Origin of the sequence: Streptomyces sp. NPDC017993 (genome assembly GCF_044328065.1) — a bacterium.
Lineage (GTDB): Bacteria > Actinomycetota > Actinomycetes > Streptomycetales > Streptomycetaceae > Streptomyces.
Genome location: NZ_JBIRGO010000015.1, coordinates 24,176 through 49,649, shown reverse-complemented (window position 1 = coordinate 49,649; position 25,474 = coordinate 24,176). Strand labels below are relative to the sequence as shown.

Below are 25,474 nucleotides of genomic sequence, written 5' to 3'. Positions count from 1 at the left end.
GCCCGAGCCGCGGTCGCTGGGACAATGGCCGGGTGACCGGACGCTGGGAGTTCTGGATCGACCGCGGTGGCACCTTCACGGACGTCGTCGGCAGGCGGCCGGATGGGCGGCTGGTCACCGGCAAGCTGCTCTCGCACCACCCCGAGCGCTATCGCGACGCCGCGGTGGCCGGCATCCGGATGATGCTGGGGCTTGGCCCGGACGAGCCGGTGCCCGCCGAGCGGGTCTCCGTCGTCAAGATGGGCACCACCGTCGCCACCAACGCGCTGCTGGAGCGCAAGGGTGAGCCGACGGTGCTGCTCACCACCGCGGGGTTCCGCGACGCCCTGCGCATCGCCTATCAGAACCGGCCGCGGATCTTCGACCGGCGGATCGTGCTGCCGCAGGCGCTGTACGACCGGGTGATCGAGGTGCCGGAACGGGTCGACGCGCACGGCACGGTCGTACGGCCCCTGGACGCCGACGAGGTGCGCAGGGAGCTGGCCGGCGCCCGCGCGGACGGGCTGCGCAGCGCGGCCGTCGTGCTGCTCCACGGCTACCGCCACGCCGACCACGAGAAGGCCGTCGCCGAGCTGGCCAGGAGCGCCGGGTTCACGCAGGTGAGCTGTTCGCACGAGGTCAGTCCGCTGATGAAGCTGGTGCCGCGCGGGGACACCACCGTCGTCGACGCCTATCTCTCCCCGATCCTGGGCCGCTACGTCGACGAGATCGCCGACCAACTCCCCGGTATCCGGCTGATGTTCATGCAGTCCAACGGCGGGCTGCGGGAGGCCGCCCACTTCCGAGGCAAGGACGCGGTGCTGTCCGGGCCCGCGGGCGGGGTCGTCGGCATGGTCCGGGCCGCCGCCGAGGCGGGCCCCGGCCACGACCGGGTGATCGGCTTCGACATGGGCGGCACCTCCACCGATGTGTCGCACTACGCGGGCGAGTTCGAGCGGGTCTTCGGCAGTGAGGTCGCCGGGGTGCGGATGCGGGCCCCGATGATGAACATCCACACCGTCGCGGCCGGCGGCGGCTCGGTGCTGCACTTCGACGGCCGCCGCTACCGGGTCGGCCCCGACTCGGCCGGGGCCGACCCCGGTCCCGCCTGCTACCGGCGGGGCGGCCCGCTCACCGTCACGGACGCCAATGTGATGCTGGGCCGCATCCAACCGGAGCATTTCCCCGCGGTGTTCGGCCCGGCCGGCGACCGGCCGCTGGACGCCGAGGTGGTGCGCACCCGCTTCGCGGAGCTGGCCGGGAAGGCCGAGCGGGCGGTGGGCGACGACCGTGGCCCCGAGGAGGTCGCCGCGGGTTTCCTGGACATCGCCGTGCTCAACATGGCCAACGCCGTCAAGAAGATCTCCGTCCAGCGCGGCCACGACATCACTCGCTACGCCCTCACCAGCTTCGGCGGGGCGGGCGGCCAGCACGCCTGCGCGGTCGCCGACGCGCTGGGTATCGACACCGTTCTCGTTCCCCCGCTCGCCGGGGTGCTCTCCGCGTACGGCATCGGGGTCGCCGACGCCACCGCGATGCGGGAACAGGCGGTCGAGGCGGAGTTCGACGACGCCGAGGCTCTCGCCCGGGTGCGTCAGGTGTGTGACACGCTCGCCGAGCAGACCCGTCAGGAACTCCTCGACGACGGCGTGCCGTCCCGCAGCATCACCACCCGGGCGCGGGTGCTCGTCCGCTACGCCGGAACGGACTCCACCATCGCTGTGCCCCTGGCCGACGCCGAGGCGATGACGGACGCGTTCCTCCGCGCGCACCGCCTCCGGTACGCCTTCACCATGGACAAGCCGCTGATCGCCGAGGCGGTGTCTGTCGAGGCGCTCGGGGAGGCGGGCGGCGCGGCCGGGCACGAGGCGCGGCCGGCCGACAGGGAGGGCGAGCTGCGGCCCGTGGCGACGGTCCGGATGTACGCGCAGGGCCGACGGCAGGACACCGGCCTCTTCCGGCGCGCCGACCTACTTCCGGGGGACACCCTCACCGGCCCGGCGATCATCGCCGAGGAGGACGCGACGACGGTCCTCGACCCGGGCTGGCAGGCGGCCATGGGCGACCGGGGGCATCTGCTGCTCACCCGTGCGGAGCCGCGCCCCGGCCGGGTCGCGGTCGGCACCGAGGCGGACCCGGTGATGCTGGAGGTCTTCAACAGCCTCTTCATGGCCATCGCCGAGCAGATGGGGGTGCGTCTGGAGCACACCGCGCACTCCGTCAACATCAAGGAACGCCTCGACTTCTCGTGCGCGCTCTTCGACGCCGACGGCAATCTCATCGCCAACGCCCCGCACATCCCCGTCCACCTGGGCTCGATGGGCGAATCCATCAAGGAGGTGCTCACACGGCGCGCCGGTGCGATGCGGCCCGGCGATGTGTATGCGATCAACGACCCGTACCACGGCGGCACGCACCTGCCCGACGTCACGGTCGTCACCCCCGTCTTCGACACGCCGTCCGACGACGGCGCCGCGGACGGCCCGCAGCTGCTGTTCCTGGTGGCCTCCCGCGGCCATCACGCCGAGATCGGCGGCATCACCCCGGGGTCGATGCCCGCCTTCAGCCGCACCGTGCAGGAAGAGGGCATCCTCTTCGACAACTGGCTGCTGGTGCGTGACGGGAAGCTGCGTGAGCGCGAGACCCGCGAACTGCTCGCGTCCGGCCCCTATCCCTCCCGCGCGCCGGACGCCAACATCGCCGATCTGCGCGCACAGATCGCCGCCAACGAGAAGGGCATCGAGGAACTGCGGCGGATGACCGAGCAGTTCGGGCTCGACGTCGTCCGTGCCTATATGGGACACGTCCAGGACAACGCCGAGGAGTCGGTGCGGCGGATCATCGCGGAGCTGTCGGACGGCTCCTACCGCTACGAGACCGACAGCGGCGCGGAGATCGATGTCGCGCTGACCGTCGACCGCGCGGCCCGCGGCGCCGTTCTGGACTTCGCCGGCACCTCACCCCAGCAGCCCGGCAACGCCAACGCCCCCAGCTCCGTGGTGATGGCCGCGGTCCTCTACGTCTTCCGCACCCTGGTCGCCGAGGACATCCCCCTCAACAGCGGCTGCCTCAAGCCCCTGACGGTCCGTATCCCGGAGGGCTCGATGCTGGCCCCGGTCTTTCCCGCAGCGACCGTCGCGGGAAACGTGGAGACCTCCCAGGCGGTCACCGGCGCGCTGTACGCCGCGCTGGGCGTCCAGGCGGAGGGCTCCGGCACGATGAACAACGTCACCTTCGGCAACGACCGGGTGCAGTACTACGAGACGGTGGCCTCCGGCTCGGGAGCCGGCGACGGCTTCGACGGCGCGGACGCCGTGCAGACCCATATGACCAACTCCCGGCTGACCGACCCCGAAGTGCTCGAATGGCGCTACCCGGTCCGAGTCGACAGCTTCGCCATCCGCGCGGGCAGCGGCGGCACCGGCCGCCGGCGCGGCGGCTGCGGCGTCGAACGCCGGCTGCGCTTCCTCGAACCGATGACCATCGCGCTGCTCACCAACCACCGCCGGGTGCCGCCGTACGGCATGGCGGGCGGCGACCCGGGCGCCCTCGGCGACAACTCCATCGAGCGTGCGGACGGTTCCCGGGAGCGGCTGCACGGCTGTGACACGGCGGAGGTCGGCGTGGACGACGTACTGGTGCTGCGGACGCCGGGGGGCGGTGGCTACGGGGCGGGCTGAGCCGGGCGCGCACGCCGGGCGGAGCCGTGTGTCGCGCAGACCGGCCGGCGCGGCACGAACCGTACCGGCGTCCCCGGTACGGCCTGGGCGGCCGGTGCCAGATAGCGCTCCGGAACGACACCGATGACCGGGTAGCCGCCGGTGGTGGGGTGGTCGTGGAGGAAGAGCACGGGCAGGCCGTCGGGCGGGATCTGGAGGGCGCCCAACGGCATCCCCTCGCTGGGGAGTTCACCGGTCCGGGCGCGCTCCAGCGGCGGGCCTTCGGTGCGCAGGCCGATGCGGTTGCTGGCGGGGGAGACCCGGAAGCGGCCGGTGGTGAGGGTGTGCGTCCCCCGGTCGGTGAACCAGGCGTCGCGCGGGCCCGGGACGAACGGCAACAGCAGCTCCCGCACGGGACCGGGGTGCGGGACGGCGTCGGCTGCGGCCGGCGGGCCGCAGGAGGGACCGAGGGGCAGCACCGCGCCGTCGGTGAGCGGCTCGGTGCCCAGACCGGAGAGGAGATCGGCGGCGCGGCTGCCGAGCACGGGTTCGGTGGTGATGCCGCCGGCGAAGGCGAGATAGGAGCGAAGGCCGTGAGTGGCCGGGCCCGCGTCCAGCACCGCGCCCGCCGGTACCCGCACCGGCGCACCCCAGGGGGCGGGCCGGCCGTCGATCGTCACCGGGCAGGGGGCGCCGGTGACGGCGACGGTGGTGGCGGTACGGAGGCGGACGGCGCATCCGGTGAGCGTCGTCTCCAGGGTGGCGGCCGACTCAGGGTTGCCCACCAGCCGGTTGGCGAGCCGGTGCGCGGGCTCGTCGAGGGCGCCGGCGCGCGGCACCCCGAGGTGCGCGTTGCCGGGCCTGCCGAGGTCCTGGACGGTGGTGAGGGCGCCGGCCCTGGCCACCGAGAAGGCGCGGTCGGTCATCGGGCGCTCTCCTCGGCGCGTGGGCTGCCGTCCTGGGACGACGCGTCGCGCGCGGCGGGGACGGAGCGGGTGGGGACATCCTGCGGTACGAACCGGACCTGGGTGCCGGGCGCGAACAGCGCCGCGGGTTCCCGGCGGGGGTCCCACAGAACGGCGTCGGTGGTGCCGATCAGCTGCCAGCCGCCGGGGGAGGAGCGGGGGTAGACGCCGGTGTACGGGCCGGCCAGCGCGACCGAGCCGACCGGGACCTTCGTCCGGGGGGTGGCCCGGCGCGGTACGTGGAGCGGTTCCGGCAGGCCGGTCAGATAGCCGAAGCCGGGCGCGAAGCCGCAGAAGGCGACGCGGAAGGCGGTCGTGGAGTGCAGTCGCACCACCTCGTCCTCGGTGACGCCCCACAGCGCGGCGACCTCGGCGAGGTCGGGACCGTCGTAGCGGATCGGGATCTCCACCGTGGGGCGGTCGCCCGCGGTGAGTGCGGGGATGTTCCAGGCCGCGAGTTCGGCGGTGAGGCCACGGGGGTCGTCGAGTCCGTCCAGCAGGACCGTGCGGGCGGCCGGCACGATTTCGCGCACCGGCGGGAGGGTTCCGGCGGCGGCCCGGCGCAGCAGTTCGGCGTGCAGCGCCTCGACCTCCTCGGCGGTGTCCAGTTCGATGAGGAGCCCGTGCTCCCCGACGGGCAGCGGCCTCACAGGAAGCTCCGCACGAGCGCGCCGGCCGCGGCCAGTTCTGACCGCACACGGCGGGCGAGCGCCGCGGCGCCCGGGGTGTCGCCGTGCAGGCAGAGGGAGCGGGCGTCGATCTCGACCTGCCGGCCGTCCAGCGAGGTGACGGCGCGGTCGCGGGCCATGCCCAGGGCGCGCTTGACGACCTCGTCCGGGTCGTGGATCACCGCGCCCGTCTCGCGGCGCGGTACGAGGGTGCCCTCGGCGGTATAGGCGCGGTCGGCGAAGGCCTCGCCGACGACGGGCAGTCCGGCCCGCCGGGCGGCCTCGTGCAGTCGCGAGCCGGTCAGCCCGAGGACCGGCAGGGCGCCTCCCGCGGTGGACACGCCCTGGATGACGGCGGCGGCCTGCTCCTCGTCGTGGACACAGCGGTTGTAGAGCGCGCCGTGCGGCTTGACGTAACCGACGCGGGCTCCGGCGGCGCGCGCGAAGACCTCCAACGCGCCTATCTGGTAAGCGATTTCGTCGGCCAGCTCGTCGGGCGGTACGTCCATCGCGCGGCGGCCGAAGCCGGCCAGGTCGCGGTAGGACACCTGGGCGCCGATGACGACACCGCGCTCGGCGGCCAGTTCGCACACGCGCCGCATGGTGCTCGGGTCGCCGGCGTGGAAGCCACAGGCGACGTTGGCGCTGGTGACCACGGACAACAGGGCGTCGTCGTCGGTGAGCTGCCAGCGGCCGAAGCCTTCCCCGAGGTCGGCGTTCAGATCGATGACGAAGGGGGCCACCGCGTCGCTCATGTGTGTCCGTTCCAAGGGTGCTCGGTGCCGAGGGTGGGCGCTGCGCGCAGGGCGGCGGTCCGATTGCGGGCGGGGGCGGGCGGGAGCTTCGGAGCCGGCCGGCCCGTATCCGTAGTGGCTCTACCCCGAGGCACTCGAGCCGACCGGCGTTGCGCTCCAACGTAAAGGATCGTTGAACGATCCGACAAGGGTGTGTTGTCTCCTTCCTGTATCTGGGGTTGACTTCCGACGAAAATGGCGGTCGGAGGTGCCTCGTACGGATGGTCCGGGGCGGGCGAGAGCGGGGAGCGGCATGGCCGGCGGAGTGACGAGGAACGATCGGCGAAGGCTTGCCGAGGTCTCGGGTCTGGAGGCGGACCGCGCCCTGCTCGGGCGGGCCGGCACCGCCGAGCGGGTCGCCGACATCCTGCGGGACCGGATCGCCGAGGGCTATTTCCCGCCCGGCGCGCGGCTGTCGGAGGAGAGCATCGGAGGGGCGCTCGGTGTCTCCCGCAACACCCTGCGGGAGGCATTCAGGCTGCTGACCCACGAGCGGCTCCTGGTGCACGAACTCAACCGCGGGGTGTTCGTCCGGATGGTGACGGTCGAGGACCTCGACGACATCTACCGTGTGCGCACGCTGGTGGAGTGCGCGGCGGTGCGCCGCCTGGGAAGCGGGCTCCAGGGCGGCGACGTGGCAGGCGCGGTCGACGGGGTGGCGGCCGCCGTGGAGGCGGGGGAGGCCGCCTCGGCGGACCGGTCCTGGCAGGATCTCGCGACCGCCAATATCCGCTTCCACCAGGCGATCGTGGCCCTGGCCGGCAGCCCTCGCACGGACGAGCTGATGCGCGGTGTGCTGGCGGAGCTGCGGCTGGTCTTCCATGTCATGGACGATCCGCGCCGCTTCCACGCGCCCTATCTGACCCGCAACCGCCAGATCCTGGAGTCGCTGCAGGCGGGCAAGGTCACCGAGGCCGAGGAGCTGCTGGCCTCCTATCTGGAGGACTCGCGAAGCCAGCTGTCGGGGGCCTACGCGCAGCGCATCGCGGAGGGGTGAGTTTCACTCCTGCACACCCCTTGTCGGATCGTTCAACAATCACCTAGCCTCTGGGCACTCTCCTCACGGCCCGCGTGAGGTCCCGTACGCGGAAGGCGGGTCCATGATCGTGCTTCTCGGCGTGCTCGTGGTCGTGATCGGCTTCGCCACGAAACGCAATCCCCTTCTGGTGGTGGGGGTGGCCGGTATCGCCACCGGTCTTCTCGGCGGCCTGACACCCGGCAAGGTGCTCGCCGCCTTCGGCGAGGGCTTCGCGAGCAGCCGGGCGGTGACGATCTTCGCGATCACGCTCCCGGTCATCGGCCTCCTGGAGCGCTACGGCCTCCAGGAGCAGGCGCGCAACCTGATCGCACGGTTCGGCAAGCTCACCACGGGGCGCTTCCTCGCGCTCTACCTGGGGCTGCGGCAGATCGGCGCCGCTGTCGGCCTGACCAACGTCTTCGGGCACGCCCAGACGGTCCGCCCGCTCGCCGTCCCGATGGCCGAGGGGGCCGCCGAGCGCAAGTACGGCCCCCTCCCGGACAAGACCCGGGAGAAGGTCAGGTCGTTCTCCGCCAGCGCGGACAACATCGGCCTGTTCTTCGGCGAGGACGTCTTCCTCGCGGTCGGCTCGATCCTGCTGATCACCGGCTTCGTCAACACCACCTACGGCACACATCTCGAACCGCTGCACCTCGCGCTCTGGGCGATCCCCACGGCGCTGTGCGCCCTCGCCGTCCACGGCTGGCGACTGCTGCGCCTGGACCGCGCCCTGGAGCGCGAACTGCTGACCGCCGATGTCGGAACCGCTGCCGTGGAGGCCACCAAGTGATCAAGGCAGAGTGGTTCTACTGGCTGGTCGGCCTCAGCTTCCTGGTGATGGCCTCCCAGATGATCACCGACCGCAGCAACCCCAAGCGCATCGGCACCGGAGCCTTCTGGGGCCTGATCGGCGCCGGCTTCATCTACAGCAGCTGGGTCGCCACCAAGCAGGCGCCCGCAGAACCGCTGGGCGTCGCCGTCCTGCTCATGGCCTGCCTGGCCGGCTTCGGCTTCACCGGCCGCGGCACGCCCCGCACCACCACCGGCGAGCAGCGGGTCGCCAGTGCCGCCCGGCTCGGCAACAAGCTGTTCGTCCCGGCGCTCACCATCCCCGCCGTCGCGATGGTCTGCGCGATCGGCGTCAAGCATGTCTCCTTCGGGGGAGAACCGCTCCTCCAGGAGGGCAGCGAGACCATCCTCGGCCTGGGCATCGGCGCCATCGCCGCGCTGGTCGTCGGCATGATCATGCTGCGCGAGAAGCGGATATCCGTGCCCGTGCAGTCCGGCCGCTCGATGCTGGAGGCCATGGGCTGGGCGATGCTGCTGCCGCAGATGCTGGCCACGCTGGGCGCCATCTTCCAGGTCTCCGGAGTCGGCGACCAGGTGGGCAAGATCGCCACCGCCGCACTGCCCAAGGACTCGCTCTACATCGCCGTCGTCGTCTACTGCGTGGGCATGTTCCTGTTCACCATCGTCATGGGCAACGCCTTCGCCGCGTTCCCGGTGATGACCGCCGCCGTCGGCTGGCCCGTGCTGATCGGGCACTTCGACGGCAACGCCGCCGCCGTCCTGGCCATCGGCATGCTCGCCGGATTCTGCGGCACGCTCGTGACCCCGATGGCCGCCAACTTCAACATCGTGCCGGCGGCCCTGCTCGAACTGAAGGATCAGTACGGTCCGATCAAGGCCCAGCTGCCGACCGCGGGCATCCTGCTCGGCTGCAACATCGTGATCATGTCGCTGTTCGCCTTCTGACGCGCGGTCCCCTCCGCCTACCGATCCGCCTTCCGACCCTTGGGACGAGCACATGACGCGGGTACTGCTGACCGGATTCGAACCGTTCGACGGCGAGTCCACCAACCCCTCCTGGCAGGCGGTGCGCGCCGCCGCGGCCGAGCCGCCCGCCGGACTGGAGATCGTCGCCGCCGAGCTTCCCTGCGTCTACGGAGCCGCGCGGGTGGCGCTGCGCGACGCGATCGAGGAAGCCCGGCCCGAGATCGTGGTGTGCGTCGGCCAGGCCGGTGGCCGCCCCGACATCACCGTCGAACGGCTCGCGGTCAACGTCGACGACGCGCGCATCCCGGACGTCTCCGGTGCCCGGCCCGTTGACGAGGTGATCGTGCCCGGCGGCCCCGCCGCGTACTTCTCCACCCTGCCCATCAAGGCCTGCGTGGCGGCCGTCCGCGCCGCCGGCCTGCCCGCCTCCGTCTCCAACACCGCGGGCACCTTCGTCTGCAACCACGTCTTCTACGGCCTCGCCCACCTCATCGCCACCGAACTGCCCGACATCCGCGGCGGCTTCGTGCATGTCCCGTTCGCACCGGAGCAGGTCCTCGACCGCGGCCGGCCGTCACTGCCGGTCGCCTCGGTCGCGCAGGCCCTGCGGGAGATCGCCGCCACCGCCGCGACCGTCCGTACCGACATCCGCGTCGCCGAAGGCGCCACCCATTGACCGGCGCGAAGACCCGGGGCGAGGATGAACTCGCCCCGTACGCAGCCCGGTTCGCGGACGTCGCGCTGAGCAACGTCACCCGTCCCTATCCCTACGCCCCGATGCACCTGCTGGCCGGGCCCGAGGACCTGGTGCCGCCGCGGATCCACCATCCCGCCTTCTACGGCTCCTACGACTGGCACTCCTCGGTCCATATGCACTGGCTGCTGGTCCGGTTGCTGCGTCGCTGCCCGGACCGGGTGGATCACGAGCGGATCACCGAGGTGCTCGACGGCCACCTCACGCCGGCGCATCTCGCCGCGGAGGCGGCTTATCTGCGGGCCCACCCGTCGTTCGAGCGGCCCTACGGCTGGGCCTGGCTGCTGGCGCTCACCGCCGAATGCCGGGCACTGGGCGGCCCGTCGGGCGAGCGCTGGGCCGCCGCGCTGGCACCGGCGGCCGAGACCGTCGACGCGCTGCTGCGCGGCTGGCTGGCGCGCGCCACCTACCCGGTACGCCACGGCACCCACACCAACAGCGCCTTCGCACTCGCCGTCGTCCTGGACAGCGCGGCGGCGGCCGGGCGGCCGGCACTCGCCGCGCCGGTGACCGAGGCGCTGCTGCGCTGGTTCGCCGACGACCATGACGCCCCCGCCCACTGGGAACCCTCCGGCCAGGACTTCCTGTCCCCGGCGCTGACCGAGGCCGAGGCGATGAGCCGGGTGCTGCCGCGCGCCGAATTCGCCCACTGGCTCGCGCGATTCCTGCCCGGCACCGACCACGGCGCCCCGCGGACGCTGCTCGCCCCGCCCACCGTCTCCGACCCCATCGACCCGCAGATCGGCCACCTCATCGGCCTCTCGCTCAGCCGGGCGGCCGCGCTGCGCCGTCTCGCCGCCGCGCTGCCCGCGGGCGACCCGCGTGGTGCCGTGCTGCGGTCCGCGGCCGGAGAGCACCTGGCGGCTGGACTGCCCCGGGCGATCTCGGGTGATTTCACCGCGGATCACTGGCTCGCGTCCTTCGCCGCCCTCGCGTTGGACGGGCCGCCCGCCACCGCCTCCGGTGCACAAACCGCCCGCGACCGGACCGCGGACGAACCCTCCGAAGGGGACGCCGTAGACTGATGTGTCGGCCGACGCGCGGGTCCCTCCATGAGCGGATCCGCGCCGTTTCGTCCGTTGTCAGTGCAAGCGCCTACTCTGTGCGACGTGACTTTTCCTGCCCCGAGGGCCGCTGCGCCCCAGCTCAACGGGCCGAACCGGCCCGCGCCGGGCCCGGCCGCCGACGAAGGCCTGGCCCGCCGTCTGCGCGCCCTGGCGTGCACCGCGCCGCTGCACGACCTCGACGTGCGCAAGGCCAACCTCGCGGGTGAGTACGGCATCTACGCCATGGCCGAGGTGGCGCTCGCCGTCATCGATCTGGTCACGCTCAACATGGACTTCGACACCGGCGCCGACCACGAGGAAATAGTGGCCAGGGTGCTCCCTCGGATCGCCGCGCAGGCCCCGCGCCGCCCCTCGGGCGAGCACGAGCGGGTGGCCCGCTGGGTGCTGGAGAACCTCATCAACGTCGGCAGCGTGGACCGCGGCTTCCGCGCCGTCTACGGCACCTTCAACCCCGAGGGTGAGTACGTCCGGCGCGACTACGACTTCAAGCTCATCGAGGAGGTCCCCGGCGCGGGCGGCAGCGTCTACCTCCGGGCCACCGACGAAGCGGTCAACGTCCTGGTCGGCGCGCTCGACACGGACGTCACCAGCGCCCAGATCGCCGCCGAGGTCAAGCTGGAGGTGCTGATCAACCGTGGCCGGCTTGCCGACGCCCAGCTCGCCGCGGAACAGGCCCGCTACCGCACCGTGCAGTACGCCGAGACCCTCCGCAGGACCCTGGACGCCACCCGGCGCAATGTCCGGGCGGTCGACTGGCTGCAGACCGTCCCCGACATGATCACCGAGGCGCTGGACCACGTCGCGGACCGCTACCGCCACGAGAACGCCATCCTCACCAACATCCGCAAGGCCCGCGACGAAACCGAGGAGCCCGAGCACAAGCGGCGCGCCGCCGAACTCGTCGACATCGTCAAGGACTGCATCCGCCGGCACACCCAGTTGCAGTCCCGCCTCCTGGAGGCCGGCCCGCTCTTCCGCGCGGAACAGGACCGGCAGGCCTTCGCCACCCCGGCCGCGCACGCCGGACTCGACCTCTACGGCCAGCTCCTCGCCCCGCTGCTGCCGCTGCCCGCCGAGCGGGCCGTGCGTGTCACGGACGCCTTCTTCGCCCGCGGCACGGGCCTGCGCACCCCCTCGGCCGTCCGCGTCGGCGACCTCGTCGAGGTGCTGCTGACCCCGCCCGTGGAGCGCGAGCACCTGGGCGCCGAGATGCCCGAACCGGACCTGGTGGCGACGCCCGACGACAGCCGCTTCAGCGAGGAGCAGCTCGACGCCGCCATGCAGCTGCTCGACCTGCCCGCCGACGCGCCCCGCAGGCTCTCCGGCCTGCTCGCCGACGCGCGCCGCTCGGACCCGGATCTCCCCTATCTCGTCGCGCTGTTGGCGGTGCACGCCGCCAGCCCCCCGGTCGGCACCGCCTACCGCCAGGGCGAGCAGCAGCTGCTCTTCGCCGTCGACGACGGCACCGAGCTGTCCGACCCCGAGTTCGGCGGCGCCGACCTCATCGTCGGCACGGCCCTGCTGGACGCGGCCGGGATGGCCGCGGACCGCTCGGAGGTGGCCTGATGCCCCGCCCGCACGACACAGTGCAGACCACCGCCTTCCGACCCGGCGCCGCCCGGAACCCGCACAAGGAGCCGCAACCGTGACCGAGTACGACGCCGCCGAGCCGGCAGCGCCGGAGCCGACGTCCGCCCCGGGCGAGACGGCCGGCCGGTTCCTGCCCGCCGACGCGGCACCGGCCGCCGCGGGCCCCGCACCGGTCACCCCGGCGGACGCCGCCGACGCCGCACGGCTGGTGTCCTTCGGACTCCAGCCCAAGCTGCTGCCCGCCCGCGATGCCGAATACGCCGAACTGCTGCGCCGCTACCGGGACGACCCGCCCTTCGCCCGGCTCGCCGACGCGGTCGCCACCGGCCTCGGCCTGATCGTCCTGGAGGTCTCCACCCGCGCGGGCATGGCCGTCACCGCCGCCGACGACTCCGTCTTCGCGGTCCGGATGGGCGACTACGCCCGCCGTGCCTCCGCCGACTCCGCCGACCGCTTCCTGCACGGCCTGGCGCATCTCGCCGTCGCCGCCCTGGCCTTCCCGCGCCCCGAGGACCTCGCCGACGACGGCTACATCGGCCGGATCACCGTCAACGGCGTCGACGCCTTCGTCCGGCAGGCATGCCGCCGCCTGGAGGAGCGCGCCGAGCAGGAGGGCGAGAACACCGACCCGGCCACCGACGCGCCCGGCCTGGAATCCGCCTGGCGGGTCTACGCGCGCCGCAGCGCGACCGGCGCCACCAAGGACGCCCGGCGGCTGGCCGGCTCGACCACCGGCATCATCGCCAAGGCCGTCACCTTCCTCGTCGACTCCGGCTTCCTGCAGCGCACCGGCGACGACGCCGGCGGCGCCTACCGCACCACCGCCCGTTACCAGCTCCAGGTCCGCGACATGGCGGGCAGCGCCGCCATGGCCGAACTCCTCGACCTGGGCGTGGTGCCCGTCGCCGACGGCAGCGCCTCCCTGATGCCGGGCGAGGACACCGACGACCTCGACCTGGTCTCCGACGCCGGACTCCCCTTCCACTCCGGCTGACCGCCCCGCCCCGCACCACCGCCCGCCCGCCACGTCGCCCGACCACCGCCCGACACGACAACGAAAGTCCGCCATGTACGAGCTGTCCCGGGTCCGCCTCTATTCCATCGGACCCGCCGGTGCGCGCTACGCCGACACCGTGCTTGACCTGCGCGGAGTCGGTGTGCCCGTACCCCGCCCGGCCCCGGCCCAGGCGGACTTCTTCGAGGACGAACCGGTCGGCCCCCCGCGCCGCCCGGCCCCCGCGGGCGTGCTGTTCCTGGAGAACGGCGGCGGCAAGTCGGTCCTGCTGAAGCTGATCTTCTCGGTCATGCTCCCCGGCCACCGCAACACCCTCGGCGGCGCGAGCTCCGGCGTGCTGCGCAAGTTCCTGCTCGCCGACGACTGCGGGCACGTCGCCCTGGAGTGGCAGCACGTCCTCACCGGCGAGAGCATCGTCGTCGGCAAGGTCAGCGAGTGGCGCGGCCGGCAGGTGTCCAACGACCCCCGCAAGTTCGCCGAGGCCTGGTACAGCTTCCGGCCGGGGCCCGGCATGAGCCTGGACTCCCTGCCCGTCGCCGAGGCCACCATCGTCCGGCCCCGCCAGGAGAGCGGCGAGGGCGCGTCCGGTGCGCAGGGCCGCCGGCGCACGATGAAAGGCTTCCGCGACGTCCTCACCGAGGCCGGCAGGAACTACCCGAACCTCGACGTCGTCTGGGAAGAGATCCACGAACGCTGGAACGAACACCTCGGCGTCCTCGGCCTTGACCCCGAACTCTTCCGCTACCAGCGGGAGATGAACGCCGATGAGGGCGAGGCCGCCGGCCTCTTCGCCGTCAAGAACGACTCCGACTTCACCGACCTGCTGTTGCGCGCCGTCACCGACACCCGCGACACCGACGGCCTGGCCGACCTCGTGCACGGTTTCGCCCACAAGCTGGGCCGCCGCGCCGAACTCACCGCCGAGCGGGACTTCACCGCCGGCTCCCTCGACCTGCTGTCGCGGATCGCCGAAGCCGCCGAGCACCGCGAACGCGCCCGCGAGGTGCACGCCGGAGCCGAGCGCCGCACCCGCGGCCTGGCCCAGCGGCTGCACGCCCGCGGCACCGAGGAGCGCGGCCGCGCCGCCGAGCTGGCCGAGCAGGTCGCCGCCGCCGCCCACCGCGTCACCGACGCCGAACGCACCCGTGAGCGCCGCTCCCTGGTCTCGGCCGAAATCGCCTACCGGCACGCCTCGCTGGCCCTGGCCGCCGCCGAGAAGGGCGCCGCGGCCCAGCGCCGCGAACTGAACGACGCCCGCACCCTGCACAGCGCCTGGCAGGCCGCGGAGATCGCCCTGCGGCACCGCGCCGCCGCCGACCGCTCCGCGCGCGTCGCCGTCGCCATCCGCGAGGCCGAGCGGGACGCCGCACCGGCGCTCGCCGCCCGAGCCACCGCGGCCGCCGACCTCGTCCGCGCCCTGCACACCGCCGCCGAGGCGGGCGAGCGGATCGCCAACGAGGAGGAGGAGCGTTCCGCGGCCCTCCAGGAGGCCGGCGAATCCGCGCACCGTGACGCCACCGCCGCCGCCACCCACGCCCAGCGCGCCCGCAGCGAGGCCGACCACCTCAAGCAGCGGCTTGCCGAGGTGGAGCAGGAAACGGCCGAGGCCGTCGAGGCCGGCTGGCTGGACGACACCGCACCGGACGCCGACCCCGCGCGCGCCGCACTCGCCGCCTCCGACGCCGAGAAGACCGCCGTCGAGGCATGGGACTCCGCCCGCGAGGCCGCCCGCCTGGCCGCGAACCGGGCCCGCGAGACCACCGCACGGCACGCCGCGGCGGAACTCGCGGCCGCCCGTGCCGAGGACGCCGCACAGGCCGCGGAGCGCGCCCACGACGCCGAGCGGCGCGCCGCCGAGGCGATCGGCGGCGAGCAGCGCCTCGCCGACCTCCTCGGCCTCCCGCAGTCCGAGGCGAAGTCCATCGGACTGCCCGGCCCGCGGACGTCCACCCCGGGCGGGGAGACCCCGCCGGCCCGCCGCCCCGCCGCCGGGCCCCTCACGGCGGAGGAGCTGGACCGCAACGCCGACGAGCTGGCCGAACTCCTGGAGCAGGGCGTCGCCACCGCCGAGCGGCAGCTGTTCGACCTGCGCACGGCCGCCGCCGATGACTCCCGCATCCTCGGCGCGCTGGGTGATGGCGGGCTGCTGCCCCCGGGGCCCGATGTGCTGGCCGCCGTCGAGTACCTCGGTGAACACGGCGTCCCTGCACTGCCCGGCTGGCGGTATCTCGCGCAGTCCGTCGACCCCGCCGACCACGCCCGGGTGCTCGCCGCCCGTCCGGAACTCGTCGACGGCGTGATCATCACGGACCCCGCGACCCACGCGCGGGCCCGCGAGATCCTCGCCATGGCCGCGTTGCTGCCCCGCTCCGCCGTCGCGGTCGGCACCTCTGCCGCGCTGCTCGCCCCCACACCCGCCCCCGACGGCCGCGACACCGGTATCTTCCTCGTCCCGCCGAACCCGGCGATGCACGACGAATCCGCCGCCGACGAGGAGCGGCAGGCGCTGCGGGCGCGGGCCATGGAGCGCGACGACGAGATCCGCGCTCTGGCCGCGCGGCTCTCCGGTGACCGGGCGCTGGCCGCCCGCCTCGGGTCGTGGCGCGGCGGCTGCCCGGCCGGCCGGCTCGCCGAGCTGTCCGCCGCCGCGGAGCAGACCCGCGCAGACGCGGACGAGGCGTCGGCCGAGTTGGCCGAGGCCCGCTCGGCGCGCGACGAGGCCGAGGAGGTCTCGGCGGAAGCCACCCGGGTCCGCGACGAACGGCAGGAGACCGCGCAGCGCGCCCGCCGGGTCGCCGACGTCCTGGCAGGGCTCGCGCACCGGCTGCGCGAGCGCGCCGCCTGGCAGTCCCGGCTGCGGGAACTCGCCGACGAGGCAGCGGAGTTCGAGGCTCGCGCCGAGGAGTGCGTGGACCGTGCGCGGGGCGCCGACGAGGATCGCAGAGCCGCCCAGCGCGCCGCGGACGACGCCCGCCGCACCGCCCGTGCGCTGCGCTCCGAGCGTGCCGAGATCGCCGGCGTACCGGACGACCTGGGCGAGGCACCGGAGGGCGCGAGCGCGTCGCTGCCCGCGCTGCGCGAGGCGTACCGCGCCGCCTCCCAGCTCTACGAAAAGGTCGGTGTCGGCGCCGACCTGCGGGCCGAACAGGCCCGCGCCGAGGGCGACGAGAGCGCCGCCCTGGCCGAGCTGAACCGCCTCACCAACAAGGTCCGCACCCGCGCCGAGCAGCTGCTGCAGAGCCCGGACGCCGCCGACGGCCCGTCCCGGCAGGCCGCCGCGTCCCGCGCCGAATCGCTGGTGCAGATGCTGGAGACCCGCGCGTCCGCCGCCAGCGAGCAGCTGGGCCGGCTGCGTGGCGAGGCCGAGCGGCTGGCGCCGACCGAAGGCGACGCGCACACCGAACTTCCCGCGGAGACGGTGCCCGCCGACGCCGACCGGGCCAAGGAGCTGCTGCGCCTGGCGGCCGGCGAACTGGCCACCGCCACCGAGGCGTTGGACGCCGCCCGCGCGCAGCATGACGCGCTGCTGCGCGACCACCGCGCGGCCGAGGACGCGGCAGGCGGTTTCGACGAGACCGCGGCCCTGCTGCGCGATCTGCTGCGTGACCACCACGACACCGCCGCCGGTCCCGGCGCCCAGGGCGCCGAGGAGCCCGAGCCGTACGCCGGCCGGCTGGAGGAGGCCCGGCAGGCCGCCGCGGAGTCCCGCCGCTCGCTGCGCGGCTGCGCCGCCGACCTCTCCGCCGCCGAGGCCGCGGTGCGCGAGGCGAGCGACATTCTCGTACGGCACGCCAATTCCACCCGCTACGAACAGGTCCGTACCCCCGCCCGGCAGCAGATCCGTGAGCTGCCCGCCGCCGCGCTGCCGGACCACGCAGCCAAGTGGGCCGTTGCCTTCGCTCCCCGGCTGCGGGTGCTCACCGACGAGCTGGAGCAGCTGGAGCGCAACCGCGACAGCATCGTCGACCGCCTCCGTGGCCTGGTGGATTCGTCGCTGACGACGCTGCGCTCGGCGCAGCGGCTGTCCCGTCTCCCCGAAGGGCTGGGGGAGTGGTCCGGGCAGGAGTTCCTGCGGATCCGCTTCGAGGACCCCGACCAGGCCACGCTCACCGAGCGGCTGGGGGAGGTCATCGACGAGGCGACCCGCTCCGCGGTCAGGAAGAACAGCGACCTGCGGCGGGACGGCATGACGCTGCTGCTGCGCGGGGTCGGCGCGGCGCTCCAGCCGCGCGGGGTGGCCGTGGAGATCCTCAAGCCGGACGCGGTGCTGCGCGCCGAGCGGGTGCCCGTCGGGCAGATGGGCGACGTCTTCTCCGGCGGCCAGCTGCTGACCGCCGCCATCGCGCTGTACTGCACGATGGCGGCGCTGCGCAGCAACGACCGGGGCCGCGACAAGCAGCGGCACGCCGGCACGCTGTTCCTCGACAACCCCATCGGCCGCGCCAATGCCACGTATCTGCTGGAGCTTCAGCGCGCCGTCGCCGATGCGCTGGGCGTCCAGCTCCTCTACACCACCGGCCTCTTCGACACCACAGCCCTGGCGGAGTTCCCGCTGGTCATCCGGCTGCGCAACGACGCCGACCTGCGGGCCGGGCTGAAGTACATCAGCGTCGAGGAGCATCTGCGCCCCGGCCTGCCGCAGCAGCAGGACCCGGGCGAGGAGGCGGTGCACGGCCAGATCACCGCGACGCGGATGTACCGCAGGCCCGAGCAGCAGCCGAAGGTGCCGGCCCAGCAGGAGACCGCTCGCGACGAGGCCACCACCGGTCCGGCGCCCGGCACGGAGGCGGACGACACCGGCCGGTGACGCCGGGGAGCCGGCTGTGGTGCTCGCGCGGTGTGGGCACCACAGCCGGCCGCCGGGTCGGTCAGAGCACCACGACCGAACGCAGCACCTCGCCCCGCCGCATCTTGCCGAAGGCCGGTTCGACTTCGTCCAGGGTGACGGTCTCCGTGACGAACCGGTCCAGGTCGAGCTTGCCGCTCAGATACAGGTTGACCAGGACGGGGAAGTCGCGGCTGGGCAGGCAGTCGCCGTACCAGGAGGATTTCAGGGCGCCGCCGCGGGAGAACAGCTCGATCAGGGGCAGTTCGATGCGCATGTCGGGGTCGGGGACGCCGACCTGGACGAGGGTGCCGGCCAGGTCACGCATGAAGAATCCCTGCCGGTAGGTCTCCGGGCGGCCCACCGCGTCGATCACCACGTCCGCGCCGTGCCCGCCGGTGAGGCCGCGAACCGCCTCGATCGGGTCCGTACCACGCGAGTTGACGGTGTCGGTGGCGCCGAAGCGCTCGGCGGCGTCCAGCTTGGCATCGTCGATGTCGACGGCGATGACGCGGCGCGCCCCGGCCCGGGAGGCGCCGGCGATGGCGGCGTTGCCGACGCCGCCGCAGCCGATCACGGCGACGGTGTCGCCGCTGCCGACGGCGCCGGTGTGCACAGCCGCGCCGTAGCCGGCCATCACCCCGCAGCCGATGAGACCGGCGGCCTCCGGGCGGGCGGCGGGGTCCACCTTCACCGCCTGCCCTGCGGCGACCAGCGTCTTCTCGGCGAACGCGCCGATGCCCAGGGCCGTGGTCAGCGGAGTGCCGTCCAGCAGGGTCATCGGCTGGGAGGCGTTGCGGGAGTCGAAGCAGTACCAGGGACGGCCCCGGCGACAGGACCGGCAACTCCCGCACGGCGCACGCCAGGCGAGCACCACGTAGTCACCCGGCGCCAGATCCGCGACCCCCGGACCGATCTCCTCGACGACACCGGCCGCCTCATGCCCCAGCAGATAGGGGAAGTCCTCGCCGATGGCCCCGTCGCGGTAGTGCAGATCGGTGTGGCAGACCCCGCATGCCTGGACGGCCACGAGCACTTCGCCCGGCCCGGGGTCGGGTACCCGGATCGGCAGCACTTCGACGGGCGCGCCCTTCTTGACGGCGACGACGGCGCGGGCTTCGTGCGGCATGTCTCACTCCTAAACAGCGCCTGCGCGAGTGGCAGGGGCGGGTGCGCGTGGAGTTGGCACGGGTGCCTGTGAGGGGTTGAGTGGTGCGCTCGCGGTGACAGGGAAGGGCGGTGAACTGCCGGCCGCCCGCAGCCCCGTAGTGTGTTGCCCATGGCGCGCTTCGTTGCGCCATAGGAGACATGCTGGAAGTTCGCCAGGAATCCGTCAAGAGGCGATTTTTCGCTGCCCCGACCTCAACCCCCGTACCCCATGCGGCGGGAGAGATCCGCGGCGGCCTTCGCGGAGCGCTCCGCCAGCTCCGCCAGTAGCGGTTCCTCCATGCGGTACGCCGGTCCGGAGACGCCGATCGCCCCGATCACCGCCCCGTCGTGCGCCCGCACCGGCGCCGCCACCGCGTTCAGTCCGATCTCCAACTCCTCGGTGGAGCAGGCGAATCCGTCGTCGAGCGCGGCGCTCAGCTGTTCGCGCAGCGTGGCGGGTGTGGTCAGGGTGTTCTCGGTGAACCGCGGCAATTTGCGGGCCAGGAGCGTCTCCCGGCGTTCCCGGGGCAGATGCGCCAGCAGCACCTTGCCGCTCGCGGTGGCGTGCAGCGGGGTGCGGCGGCCGAGCCAGTTGTAGGCGGTGACCGCGGCGGCGCCTCTGGCCTGCATGATGTTGACCGCGGCGTCGCCGTCCAGTACCGCGATGTTCGCGGTCTCCCCGGTGTCGTCGGCGAGCGCCCGGCACACCGGCTGGCCCTCCTGTGAGATGTCGAGCCGGATCGCCGCCGCGCCGGCCAGCCGCAGCACCCCGGCGCCCAGGAAGTACTTCCCGCGCTCCCGTTCCTGCTCCACCAGCCCCCGGTTCTCCAGCACGCCCAGGATCCGGAACGCGGTCGACTTGTGGACTTCCAGCTCCTCCGAAATCTCGGTCACTCCGGCCTCGCCCAGCCGGGCGAGGATCTCCAGAACGCTGACCGCGCGGTCCACGGACTGGACGGAGCCCGCCCCTCCGCGCCGCTCCTCGGGACGGTCGTCCGGCGTATCGGTCGTGTTCGGCATGGGTCTTTGCGTCACCACCCGGTGGCCCCCGGAGGGGCACGTCTGAGGCTCTTGCCGGAAAGCTCTTGACGGCCCGCTTCCCGACTTGGATTCTGTTGCGTATCGCGCTCTGCGGTGCGTTATTCAAAACGCCATGATACCCATCAGTGCCAGGGGGGCCAGATGTTTCCCGTCTGCCGTATCGAGGACCTGCCCGAGGGCGAATCCGTACGGATCGAGCTCGGTGGCGCCATGCCGGCCATCGCCGTCTTCCACGCCGAGGGCGGTTTCTACGCCGTCGACGACACCTGCAGCCACCAGGACGCCTCGCTCTCCGAGGGCTGGGTCGAGGGCTGCTTCGTCGAATGCCCGCTGCACGCGGCGCTGTTCGACCTGCGTACCGGAGCCCCGACCTGCCTGCCCGCCCGCCGGCCCGTCCGGACACACGAGGTCAGTGTCCTGGACGGAATGATCCACGTACGGCCCGCGGTCAGGGAAGAGGCCGTGGCGTAACGCGCGGGCCGGGCTCCAGGGCGCCCCGACCGGCCCGTGTGCCGCCGTCCCCCGGCGCTCGTCGTGCGGCATCCGCCGCCAGTGGCGCGTACGGCCGCACCGGTGATGCCGGCCGGTTCACGCGGCGGCGCTGTCCACCCGCGACCGGCCGTCCCGCGACGCCCGCCGCTCCTGGCGACGGGCCTGCCGCCGCTCCCGGCGCAGCTCCCGCGCGGTGCTGCTCGGCTGCGACTGCACGCCGTTGCGCTGTACCCACACCTGTCGGGTCACCCAGACGTCCAGTACCGCCCAGGTCGCCACGATGGTCCCGGCGACCGTGCAGAGCACCGCGGGAAACGCGAGCCACGCTCCTGCCAGCGTGCTCAGGAACGCCACCATGGCCAGGATCAGAGTCAGCGCCACGATGATGACCGCGCGCACCGCGGCGGTGCGCACCGGATCGGCCATCCGACGCCGGGTCGCCGGCTCCTCCTGCCACAAGGCGCGCCTGCCGGTGTCCATGAACGCGTCACACTCCCCGTACTCTCCCCGCCCGTCCGACACTTCGGTGGCTGCCCGGATACACCGGATACATGCCCGCGACGCCGGACCCGACGCCCTCATCGTCGGCTATCGACCGGGCGGGGCGTTACCCGGGGTAGGGGAAAACCGGCCAACCGGCCGCCCATGACACCCCGTAACGGCGTGATTCCGAGCCTGTCACCGTGGGCGGGTTGTCCGGTAATCGACGGACAACTCATGACGATCCCGCCCCGCCCCCTTTCCGCAAGGCTCGGACAGGTCTTCGGCTAGGTCACCCGACAGTAGTAGGCTCGCGCCGTTTGTTGACGGAACACCACCCCCGTGCGCCGGGGTTGACGTAGGGGAGGCCATGCGCTTTCGCGGGAAGTCGATCCGCCGGAAGATCGTGGCGCTGCTGCTCGTGCCGCTGGTGTCCCTGACGGCCATGTGGGCGTTCGCGACGTACCTCACCGGGCGTGAGGCCAACCAGCTGCTCGATGTCGGCAACGTCATCCGCAGTGTGGGGTATCCGGCCGAGGACGTCGTCCAGGCGCTCCAGCGCGAGCGCCGCCAGAGCCTGCTGTATCTCGCGGACCGGCGCGGCGCCGACGCGCTGACCGCCCTGCGTCGGCAGGCCAGGACCACCGACGAGCAGGTCGACCGGCTGCGGGCCAACGCCCAGGACCCCTCCGTACGCCAGGATCTGGCCGGCGACGCCGGCTACCGGATGGACGGCGTCGTGAAGGGGCTGTCCGGCCTCCCCGCGCTGCGCGCCCAGGTCGAGGACAACACCGTCACCCGCGAGGAGGCCATGGAGGCGTACAACGCCCTGGTCGACCCGCACTACGACTTCCTCGCCGCGCTCCACGCCCTGGAGAACGTGGAGATGGACAAGCAGGGCCGTGCGCTCGTCAACATCACCCGCGCCCGCGAGGCGGTCTCCCGCGAGGACGCCCTGATGTCCGCCGCACTGGTCTCCGGCAGCATGAGCAAGCGCGATCTGCGGTCCTTCTCCGACCGGATCGCCGAGCGCCGGGTGCTGTACGCCACCAGCCTGCCCATCCTGCCCCTCAAGGACCGCGGCCTCTACGAGGACTACTGGCGCAACGCCACGGCGCACGAGCTGACCGACTACGAGGACCGGGTGATCGCGGCCGGCGCCCAGGCGGGGCCGCGCAGCGTCAACGCCGAGCGGTGGCACACCGCCGCCCGCAAGGTACTCGGCGACCTCCAGCGGATGGGCAAGGACGCCGGCGACCGCTACCAGGAACGCGTCGAACCGGTCGCCACGGCCGTCGTGCTCAAGGCGGGAATCGCCGGTGTCCTCGGCTTCGCCGCCCTGCTGGTCTCGGTCATCGTCTCCTTCCGCATCGGCCGCCGGCACGTCAAGGACCTCACCCGGCTGCGCAAGGCCGCCCACGAGGTCTCCGGCGTCCGGCTGCCGAGCGTCATGCGCCGGCTCGCGGCAGGCGAACAGGTCGACGTCGAGACCGAGGCGCCGCGGCTCGAATTCGGCCAGGACGAGACGGGCCAGGTCGGCCAGGCCCTCAACACCCTCCAGCGGGCCGCCGTCGAAGCCGCCGTCAAGCAGGCGGACATGCGCCGCGGCGTCTCCGAGGTGTTCGTCAACCTCGCCCGCCGCAGCCAGGTCCTGCTGCACCGCCAGCTCACCCTGCTGGACGCGATGGAGCGGCGTACCGAGGACACCGACGAACTGGCCGATCTGTTCCGGATCGACCATCTGACCACCCGCATGCGGCGGCACGCCGAGGGCCTGGTCATCCTGTCCGGTGCGGCGCCCTCACGGCAGTGGCGCAAACCCATCCAGCTGATGGACGTGGTGCGCGCGGCCGTCGCCGAGGTGGAGGACTACGAGCGGATCGAGGTGCGCCGGCTGCCGCGCCTCGCGGTCGACGGTCCCGCCGTCTCCGACCTCACCCACCTGATCGCCGAACTCCTGGAGAACGCCACCGTCTTCTCACCGCCGCACACCGCCGTGCAGGTGCTCGGCGAGCGGGTCTCCAACGGCTTCACCCTGGAGATCCACGACCGTGGCCTGGGCATGGCCGCCGACCAGCTGCTGGACGCCAACCTCCGGCTCGCCGAGACCCCGGAGTTCGAGCTGTCGGACACCGACCGGCTCGGGCTGTTCGTGGTCAGCAGGCTCGCCCAGCGCCAGGGCGTCCGGGTCTCGCTCCAGCCGTCGCCCTACGGCGGCACCACCGCCGTCGTGCTCATCCCCGGTGCCATCCTCACCGAGTCCTCCGAGGGCGGCCGCGAGGACCGGGAACTGGACTCCGCGGACCCGGTGGGCGTCCGGTTCGGCAACGAACTGGAGCACGCGGCAGGCAAGCTGGCCGCGCTGTCCCAGGTGCCGGTGCCGTTCCCGGAGCGGCCGACGCGCACCCCCGCCGCCATCGACGGGCCGGTCGAACTGGAGGCGCCGCTCGGCCTGGACGAGCTGGACTCCCTCGACGACGAGGACAACATCTTCCGCCGGGAGCGCGGCCGGGGCCGCCGCGGGCCGTCAGCCGGGCAGAGCACCGGGCCGGCCAAGACACCCGGTATCGCGTCGGTGTCGCCGGTCCCGTCCGGTGAACAGCACCAGCAGACCCGCGACCAGGCCCCCGGCGGGCCCGCCCCGCTGCCACGCCGCCCCCGGCCCCCGGTCCTGGTCTCCGACCACGGCAGGACGGTGGAGGACGGCGAGACACGCGGAAAGGCGGCCGCCGAACGCCCCGATGCCGAGCGCCCCGGCGACGACCGCACCGGCACCGAGCGCCCCGGCGACGACCGCAGCGACCGCCGCCAAGCGCCCGAGCCAGGCGCGTCAGGAGTCGCTGACGGCGAGGCCCCGCCGCCCGGTGAGGCCCCGCCGTCCACGACGCCGGTCGGGCTGCCCCGTCGGGTACGGCAGGCGAGCCTCGCCCCGCAGCTGAAGGCCGACACGGAGCGTGGGGCGGAGACGGACCGGCGGGTCGCGGAGCCCCTGGAGGACCGCGATGCCGACGCGGTGCGCGCGCGGATGGCCTCGCTCCAGCGCGGCTGGCAGCGCGGCCGGCGGGACAACGGCGAATCCCCGGAGGAGGTCCACGGGACCGACCGGCGGACATCGCGCGAGGACGCCGCGGACGAGGCGGCCCCAGGGCGCGCCGACACCCGGCACCACGACGAAGCACACCGCACGGGCTCCGCCCGTGACGCGACCGTGCGGGGCGGCGACGACGCCGGCTCGGGCACAGCACCAGGAACCACATCGGGAGGGGACGGTCCATGACCGCACCGAAGGCAGAAGCTTCCACCGCATCGGCCGCGTCGAGGGGGACCGGCGAACTGAGCTGGCTCCTGGACGAGCTCGTCGACCGGGTCGGCAGCATCCGCAAGGCACTCGTCCTCTCCAGCGACGGGCTGGCCACCGGCGCGTCGAAGGATCTGACCCGCGAGGACGGTGAGCACCTGGCCGCGGTCGCCTCCGGCTTCCACAGCCTCGCCAAGGGCGTCGGCCGGCACTTCGACGCGGGACGGGTCCGGCAGACGCTGGTCGAGCTGGACGACGCGTTCCTGTTCGTCAGCGCGGCCGGCGACGGCAGCTGCCTGGCGGTCCTGGCCGACGCCGACGCCGATGTCGGTCTGATCGCCTACGAGATGACGCTGCTCGTCAAGCGCGTGGGTACGCACCTGGGCACCGCGTCCCGGTCCGGGCTGCCCACCGGAGGGTGACGACGGTGACGCCATGAGCGACCAGGATGGTCGATCCGTGCCCGAGCGGGGAGCGGCCCGTTGGTTCGACGACGACGCGGGCCCGGTCGTCCGCCCGTACGCGATGACGCGCGGGCGCACCCGCTCGGCCGCGGAGGGGCGGCTGGATCTGATCGCGCTGGTGATCGCCGAGTCCCGCGCGGACGGTGCGGTCGCCGACCAGACGCTGTCGCCCGAGCATGTCGAGATCGTCGAACTGTGCCGCCGGGCACCGCTGTCGGTCGCCGAACTGGCGGCGGAACTGGACCTGCCGGTCGGGGTGGTCCGGGTGCTCATCGGCGATCTGCTGGACGTGGAGCTGGTGCATGTCAGCAGGCCCGTCCCGCCGGCCGAACTGCCGGACGAGAAGGTACTGCGCGAGGTGATCGACGGCCTTCGCGCCCTGTGACACCGGCAGCGCGCGACGCCCGTGCCACCCACCCGCAACAACGGGCGGGCGGCAC

At 73.4% G+C, this 25,474-nt stretch carries 19 protein-coding genes; 13 read left to right on the top strand and 6 right to left on the bottom strand.

What is annotated here, in order from left to right:
* The first annotated feature begins 32 nt into the window (after nt 1-32).
* Nucleotides 33-3,659 (top strand): hydantoinase B/oxoprolinase family protein, encoded by a 3,627-nt coding sequence (locus ACH4FH_RS26055; RefSeq protein ID WP_398558319.1) that lies wholly within the window; start codon nt 33-35, stop codon nt 3,657-3,659.
* Here the strand turns inward: ACH4FH_RS26055 and ACH4FH_RS26050 are convergent.
* Genes ACH4FH_RS26050 through ACH4FH_RS26040 form a run of 3 tightly spaced genes read right to left on the bottom strand, consistent with a single transcriptional unit; the run spans nt 3,644 to nt 6,026 of the window.
* Nucleotides 3,644-4,564, bottom strand: a complete 921-nt coding sequence (locus ACH4FH_RS26050; protein ID WP_398558318.1) for a biotin-dependent carboxyltransferase family protein — start codon at nt 4,562-4,564, stop codon at nt 3,644-3,646. The genes ACH4FH_RS26055 and ACH4FH_RS26050 overlap by 16 nt on opposite strands.
* Nucleotides 4,561-5,253, bottom strand: a complete 693-nt coding sequence (gene pxpB / locus ACH4FH_RS26045) for a 5-oxoprolinase subunit PxpB (RefSeq protein WP_398558317.1) — start codon at nt 5,251-5,253, stop codon at nt 4,561-4,563. The genes ACH4FH_RS26050 and pxpB overlap by 4 nt, the downstream gene beginning before the upstream one ends.
* Nucleotides 5,250-6,026 carry a LamB/YcsF family protein gene (locus tag ACH4FH_RS26040; protein ID WP_398558316.1) on the bottom strand — a complete coding sequence of 259 codons (777 nt, stop codon included), beginning with the start codon at nt 6,024-6,026 and terminating at the stop codon, nt 5,250-5,252. The genes pxpB and ACH4FH_RS26040 overlap by 4 nt, the downstream gene beginning before the upstream one ends.
* Nucleotides 6,027-6,318: 292 nt before the next feature.
* On the opposite strand from ACH4FH_RS26040, the gene ACH4FH_RS26035 reads away from it, so the two are divergent.
* From ACH4FH_RS26035 to ACH4FH_RS26000, 8 genes are all read left to right on the top strand, one after another.
* Entirely contained in the window at nt 6,319-7,062 is a 744-nt protein-coding gene (locus tag ACH4FH_RS26035) for a GntR family transcriptional regulator (protein WP_398558315.1), read from the top strand.
* Between the two features lie 103 nt (nt 7,063-7,165).
* Entirely contained in the window at nt 7,166-7,873 is a 708-nt protein-coding gene (locus ACH4FH_RS26030; protein ID WP_398558314.1) for a DUF969 domain-containing protein, read from the top strand.
* Nucleotides 7,870-8,838, top strand: coding sequence for a DUF979 domain-containing protein (locus ACH4FH_RS26025; RefSeq protein WP_398558313.1), 969 nt, complete (start codon nt 7,870-7,872; stop codon nt 8,836-8,838). Before ACH4FH_RS26030 ends, ACH4FH_RS26025 begins: the two co-directional genes overlap by 4 nt.
* A gap of 52 nt (nt 8,839-8,890) precedes the next feature.
* Nucleotides 8,891-9,535 (top strand): pyroglutamyl-peptidase I, encoded by a 645-nt coding sequence (pcp, locus tag ACH4FH_RS26020; protein ID WP_398558312.1) that lies wholly within the window; start codon nt 8,891-8,893, stop codon nt 9,533-9,535.
* Entirely contained in the window at nt 9,532-10,638 is a 1,107-nt protein-coding gene (locus tag ACH4FH_RS26015) for a DUF2891 domain-containing protein (protein ID WP_398558311.1), read from the top strand. The genes pcp and ACH4FH_RS26015 overlap by 4 nt, the downstream gene beginning before the upstream one ends.
* An 84-nt stretch (nt 10,639-10,722) precedes the next feature.
* Nucleotides 10,723-12,246 (top strand): hypothetical protein, encoded by a 1,524-nt coding sequence (locus ACH4FH_RS26010; RefSeq protein WP_398558310.1) that lies wholly within the window; start codon nt 10,723-10,725, stop codon nt 12,244-12,246.
* 79 nt (nt 12,247-12,325) lie between these two features.
* Nucleotides 12,326-13,264 carry a hypothetical protein gene (locus ACH4FH_RS26005; RefSeq protein WP_398558309.1) on the top strand — a complete coding sequence of 313 codons (939 nt, stop codon included), beginning with the start codon at nt 12,326-12,328 and terminating at the stop codon, nt 13,262-13,264.
* A gap of 73 nt (nt 13,265-13,337) precedes the next feature.
* A complete protein-coding gene (locus ACH4FH_RS26000; RefSeq protein WP_398558308.1) occupies nt 13,338-18,092 on the top strand; it encodes a hypothetical protein in 4,755 nt (1,584 codons plus the stop codon).
* Nucleotides 18,093-18,153: 61 nt separating this feature from the next.
* Here the strand turns inward: ACH4FH_RS26000 and ACH4FH_RS25995 are convergent, their stop codons facing one another.
* The gene (locus ACH4FH_RS25995) at nt 18,154-19,239 is read right to left on the bottom strand and encodes an S-(hydroxymethyl)mycothiol dehydrogenase (protein WP_398558307.1); all 1,086 of its coding nucleotides are present in this window, start codon (nt 19,237-19,239) and stop codon (nt 18,154-18,156) included.
* A gap of 233 nt (nt 19,240-19,472) precedes the next feature.
* Entirely contained in the window at nt 19,473-20,279 is an 807-nt protein-coding gene (locus ACH4FH_RS25990; protein ID WP_398558306.1) for an IclR family transcriptional regulator, read from the bottom strand.
* Between the two features lie 162 nt (nt 20,280-20,441).
* Between ACH4FH_RS25990 and ACH4FH_RS25985 the strand changes: the two genes are divergently transcribed.
* On the top strand, nt 20,442-20,771 hold the full coding sequence (locus tag ACH4FH_RS25985; protein WP_398558305.1) for a bifunctional 3-phenylpropionate/cinnamic acid dioxygenase ferredoxin subunit: 330 nt from the start codon (nt 20,442-20,444) through the stop codon (nt 20,769-20,771).
* 117 nt (nt 20,772-20,888) lie between these two features.
* Here ACH4FH_RS25985 and ACH4FH_RS25980 read toward each other — a convergent pair whose 3' ends face one another.
* On the bottom strand, nt 20,889-21,272 hold the full coding sequence (locus ACH4FH_RS25980) for a hypothetical protein (RefSeq protein ID WP_398558304.1): 384 nt from the start codon (nt 21,270-21,272) through the stop codon (nt 20,889-20,891).
* 370 nt (nt 21,273-21,642) lie between these two features.
* Here ACH4FH_RS25980 and ACH4FH_RS25975 point away from each other — a divergent pair, with 370 nt between their 5' ends.
* The 3 genes from ACH4FH_RS25975 to ACH4FH_RS25965 are packed head-to-tail and all read left to right on the top strand — an operon-like array spanning nt 21,643 to nt 25,419.
* Nucleotides 21,643-24,549, top strand: coding sequence for a nitrate- and nitrite sensing domain-containing protein (locus ACH4FH_RS25975; protein WP_398558303.1), 2,907 nt, complete (start codon nt 21,643-21,645; stop codon nt 24,547-24,549).
* Complete coding sequence (locus tag ACH4FH_RS25970; protein WP_398558302.1) at nt 24,546-24,992, top strand: roadblock/LC7 domain-containing protein; 447 nt, start codon at nt 24,546-24,548, stop codon at nt 24,990-24,992. The genes ACH4FH_RS25975 and ACH4FH_RS25970 overlap by 4 nt, the downstream gene beginning before the upstream one ends.
* Before the next feature lie 13 nt (nt 24,993-25,005).
* Complete coding sequence (locus tag ACH4FH_RS25965) at nt 25,006-25,419, top strand: DUF742 domain-containing protein (RefSeq protein WP_398558301.1); 414 nt, start codon at nt 25,006-25,008, stop codon at nt 25,417-25,419.
* The last annotated feature ends 55 nt before the right edge of the window (nt 25,420-25,474 follow it).

Bases quoted from the DNA above. Each gene is read 5' to 3' on its own strand.
- ACH4FH_RS26030 (WP_398558314.1), top strand. From the start codon at position 7,166: ATGATCGTGCTTCTCGGCGTGCTCGTGGTCGTGATCGGCTTCGCCACG.
- pcp (WP_398558312.1), top strand. From the start codon at position 8,891: ATGACGCGGGTACTGCTGACCGGATTCGAACCGTTCGACGGCGAGTCC.
- ACH4FH_RS25990 (WP_398558306.1), bottom strand. From the start codon at position 20,279: ATGCCGAACACGACCGATACGCCGGACGACCGTCCCGAGGAGCGGCGC.
- ACH4FH_RS26035 (WP_398558315.1), top strand. From the start codon at position 6,319: ATGGCCGGCGGAGTGACGAGGAACGATCGGCGAAGGCTTGCCGAGGTC.
- ACH4FH_RS26050 (WP_398558318.1), bottom strand. From the start codon at position 4,564: ATGACCGACCGCGCCTTCTCGGTGGCCAGGGCCGGCGCCCTCACCACC.
- ACH4FH_RS25985 (WP_398558305.1), top strand. From the start codon at position 20,442: ATGTTTCCCGTCTGCCGTATCGAGGACCTGCCCGAGGGCGAATCCGTA.
- ACH4FH_RS25975 (WP_398558303.1), top strand. From the start codon at position 21,643: ATGCGCTTTCGCGGGAAGTCGATCCGCCGGAAGATCGTGGCGCTGCTG.
- ACH4FH_RS25980 (WP_398558304.1), bottom strand. From the start codon at position 21,272: ATGGACACCGGCAGGCGCGCCTTGTGGCAGGAGGAGCCGGCGACCCGG.
- ACH4FH_RS26040 (WP_398558316.1), bottom strand. From the start codon at position 6,026: ATGAGCGACGCGGTGGCCCCCTTCGTCATCGATCTGAACGCCGACCTC.
- ACH4FH_RS25970 (WP_398558302.1), top strand. From the start codon at position 24,546: ATGACCGCACCGAAGGCAGAAGCTTCCACCGCATCGGCCGCGTCGAGG.
- ACH4FH_RS26000 (WP_398558308.1), top strand. From the start codon at position 13,338: ATGTACGAGCTGTCCCGGGTCCGCCTCTATTCCATCGGACCCGCCGGT.
- ACH4FH_RS25995 (WP_398558307.1), bottom strand. From the start codon at position 19,239: ATGCCGCACGAAGCCCGCGCCGTCGTCGCCGTCAAGAAGGGCGCGCCC.
- ACH4FH_RS25965 (WP_398558301.1), top strand. From the start codon at position 25,006: ATGAGCGACCAGGATGGTCGATCCGTGCCCGAGCGGGGAGCGGCCCGT.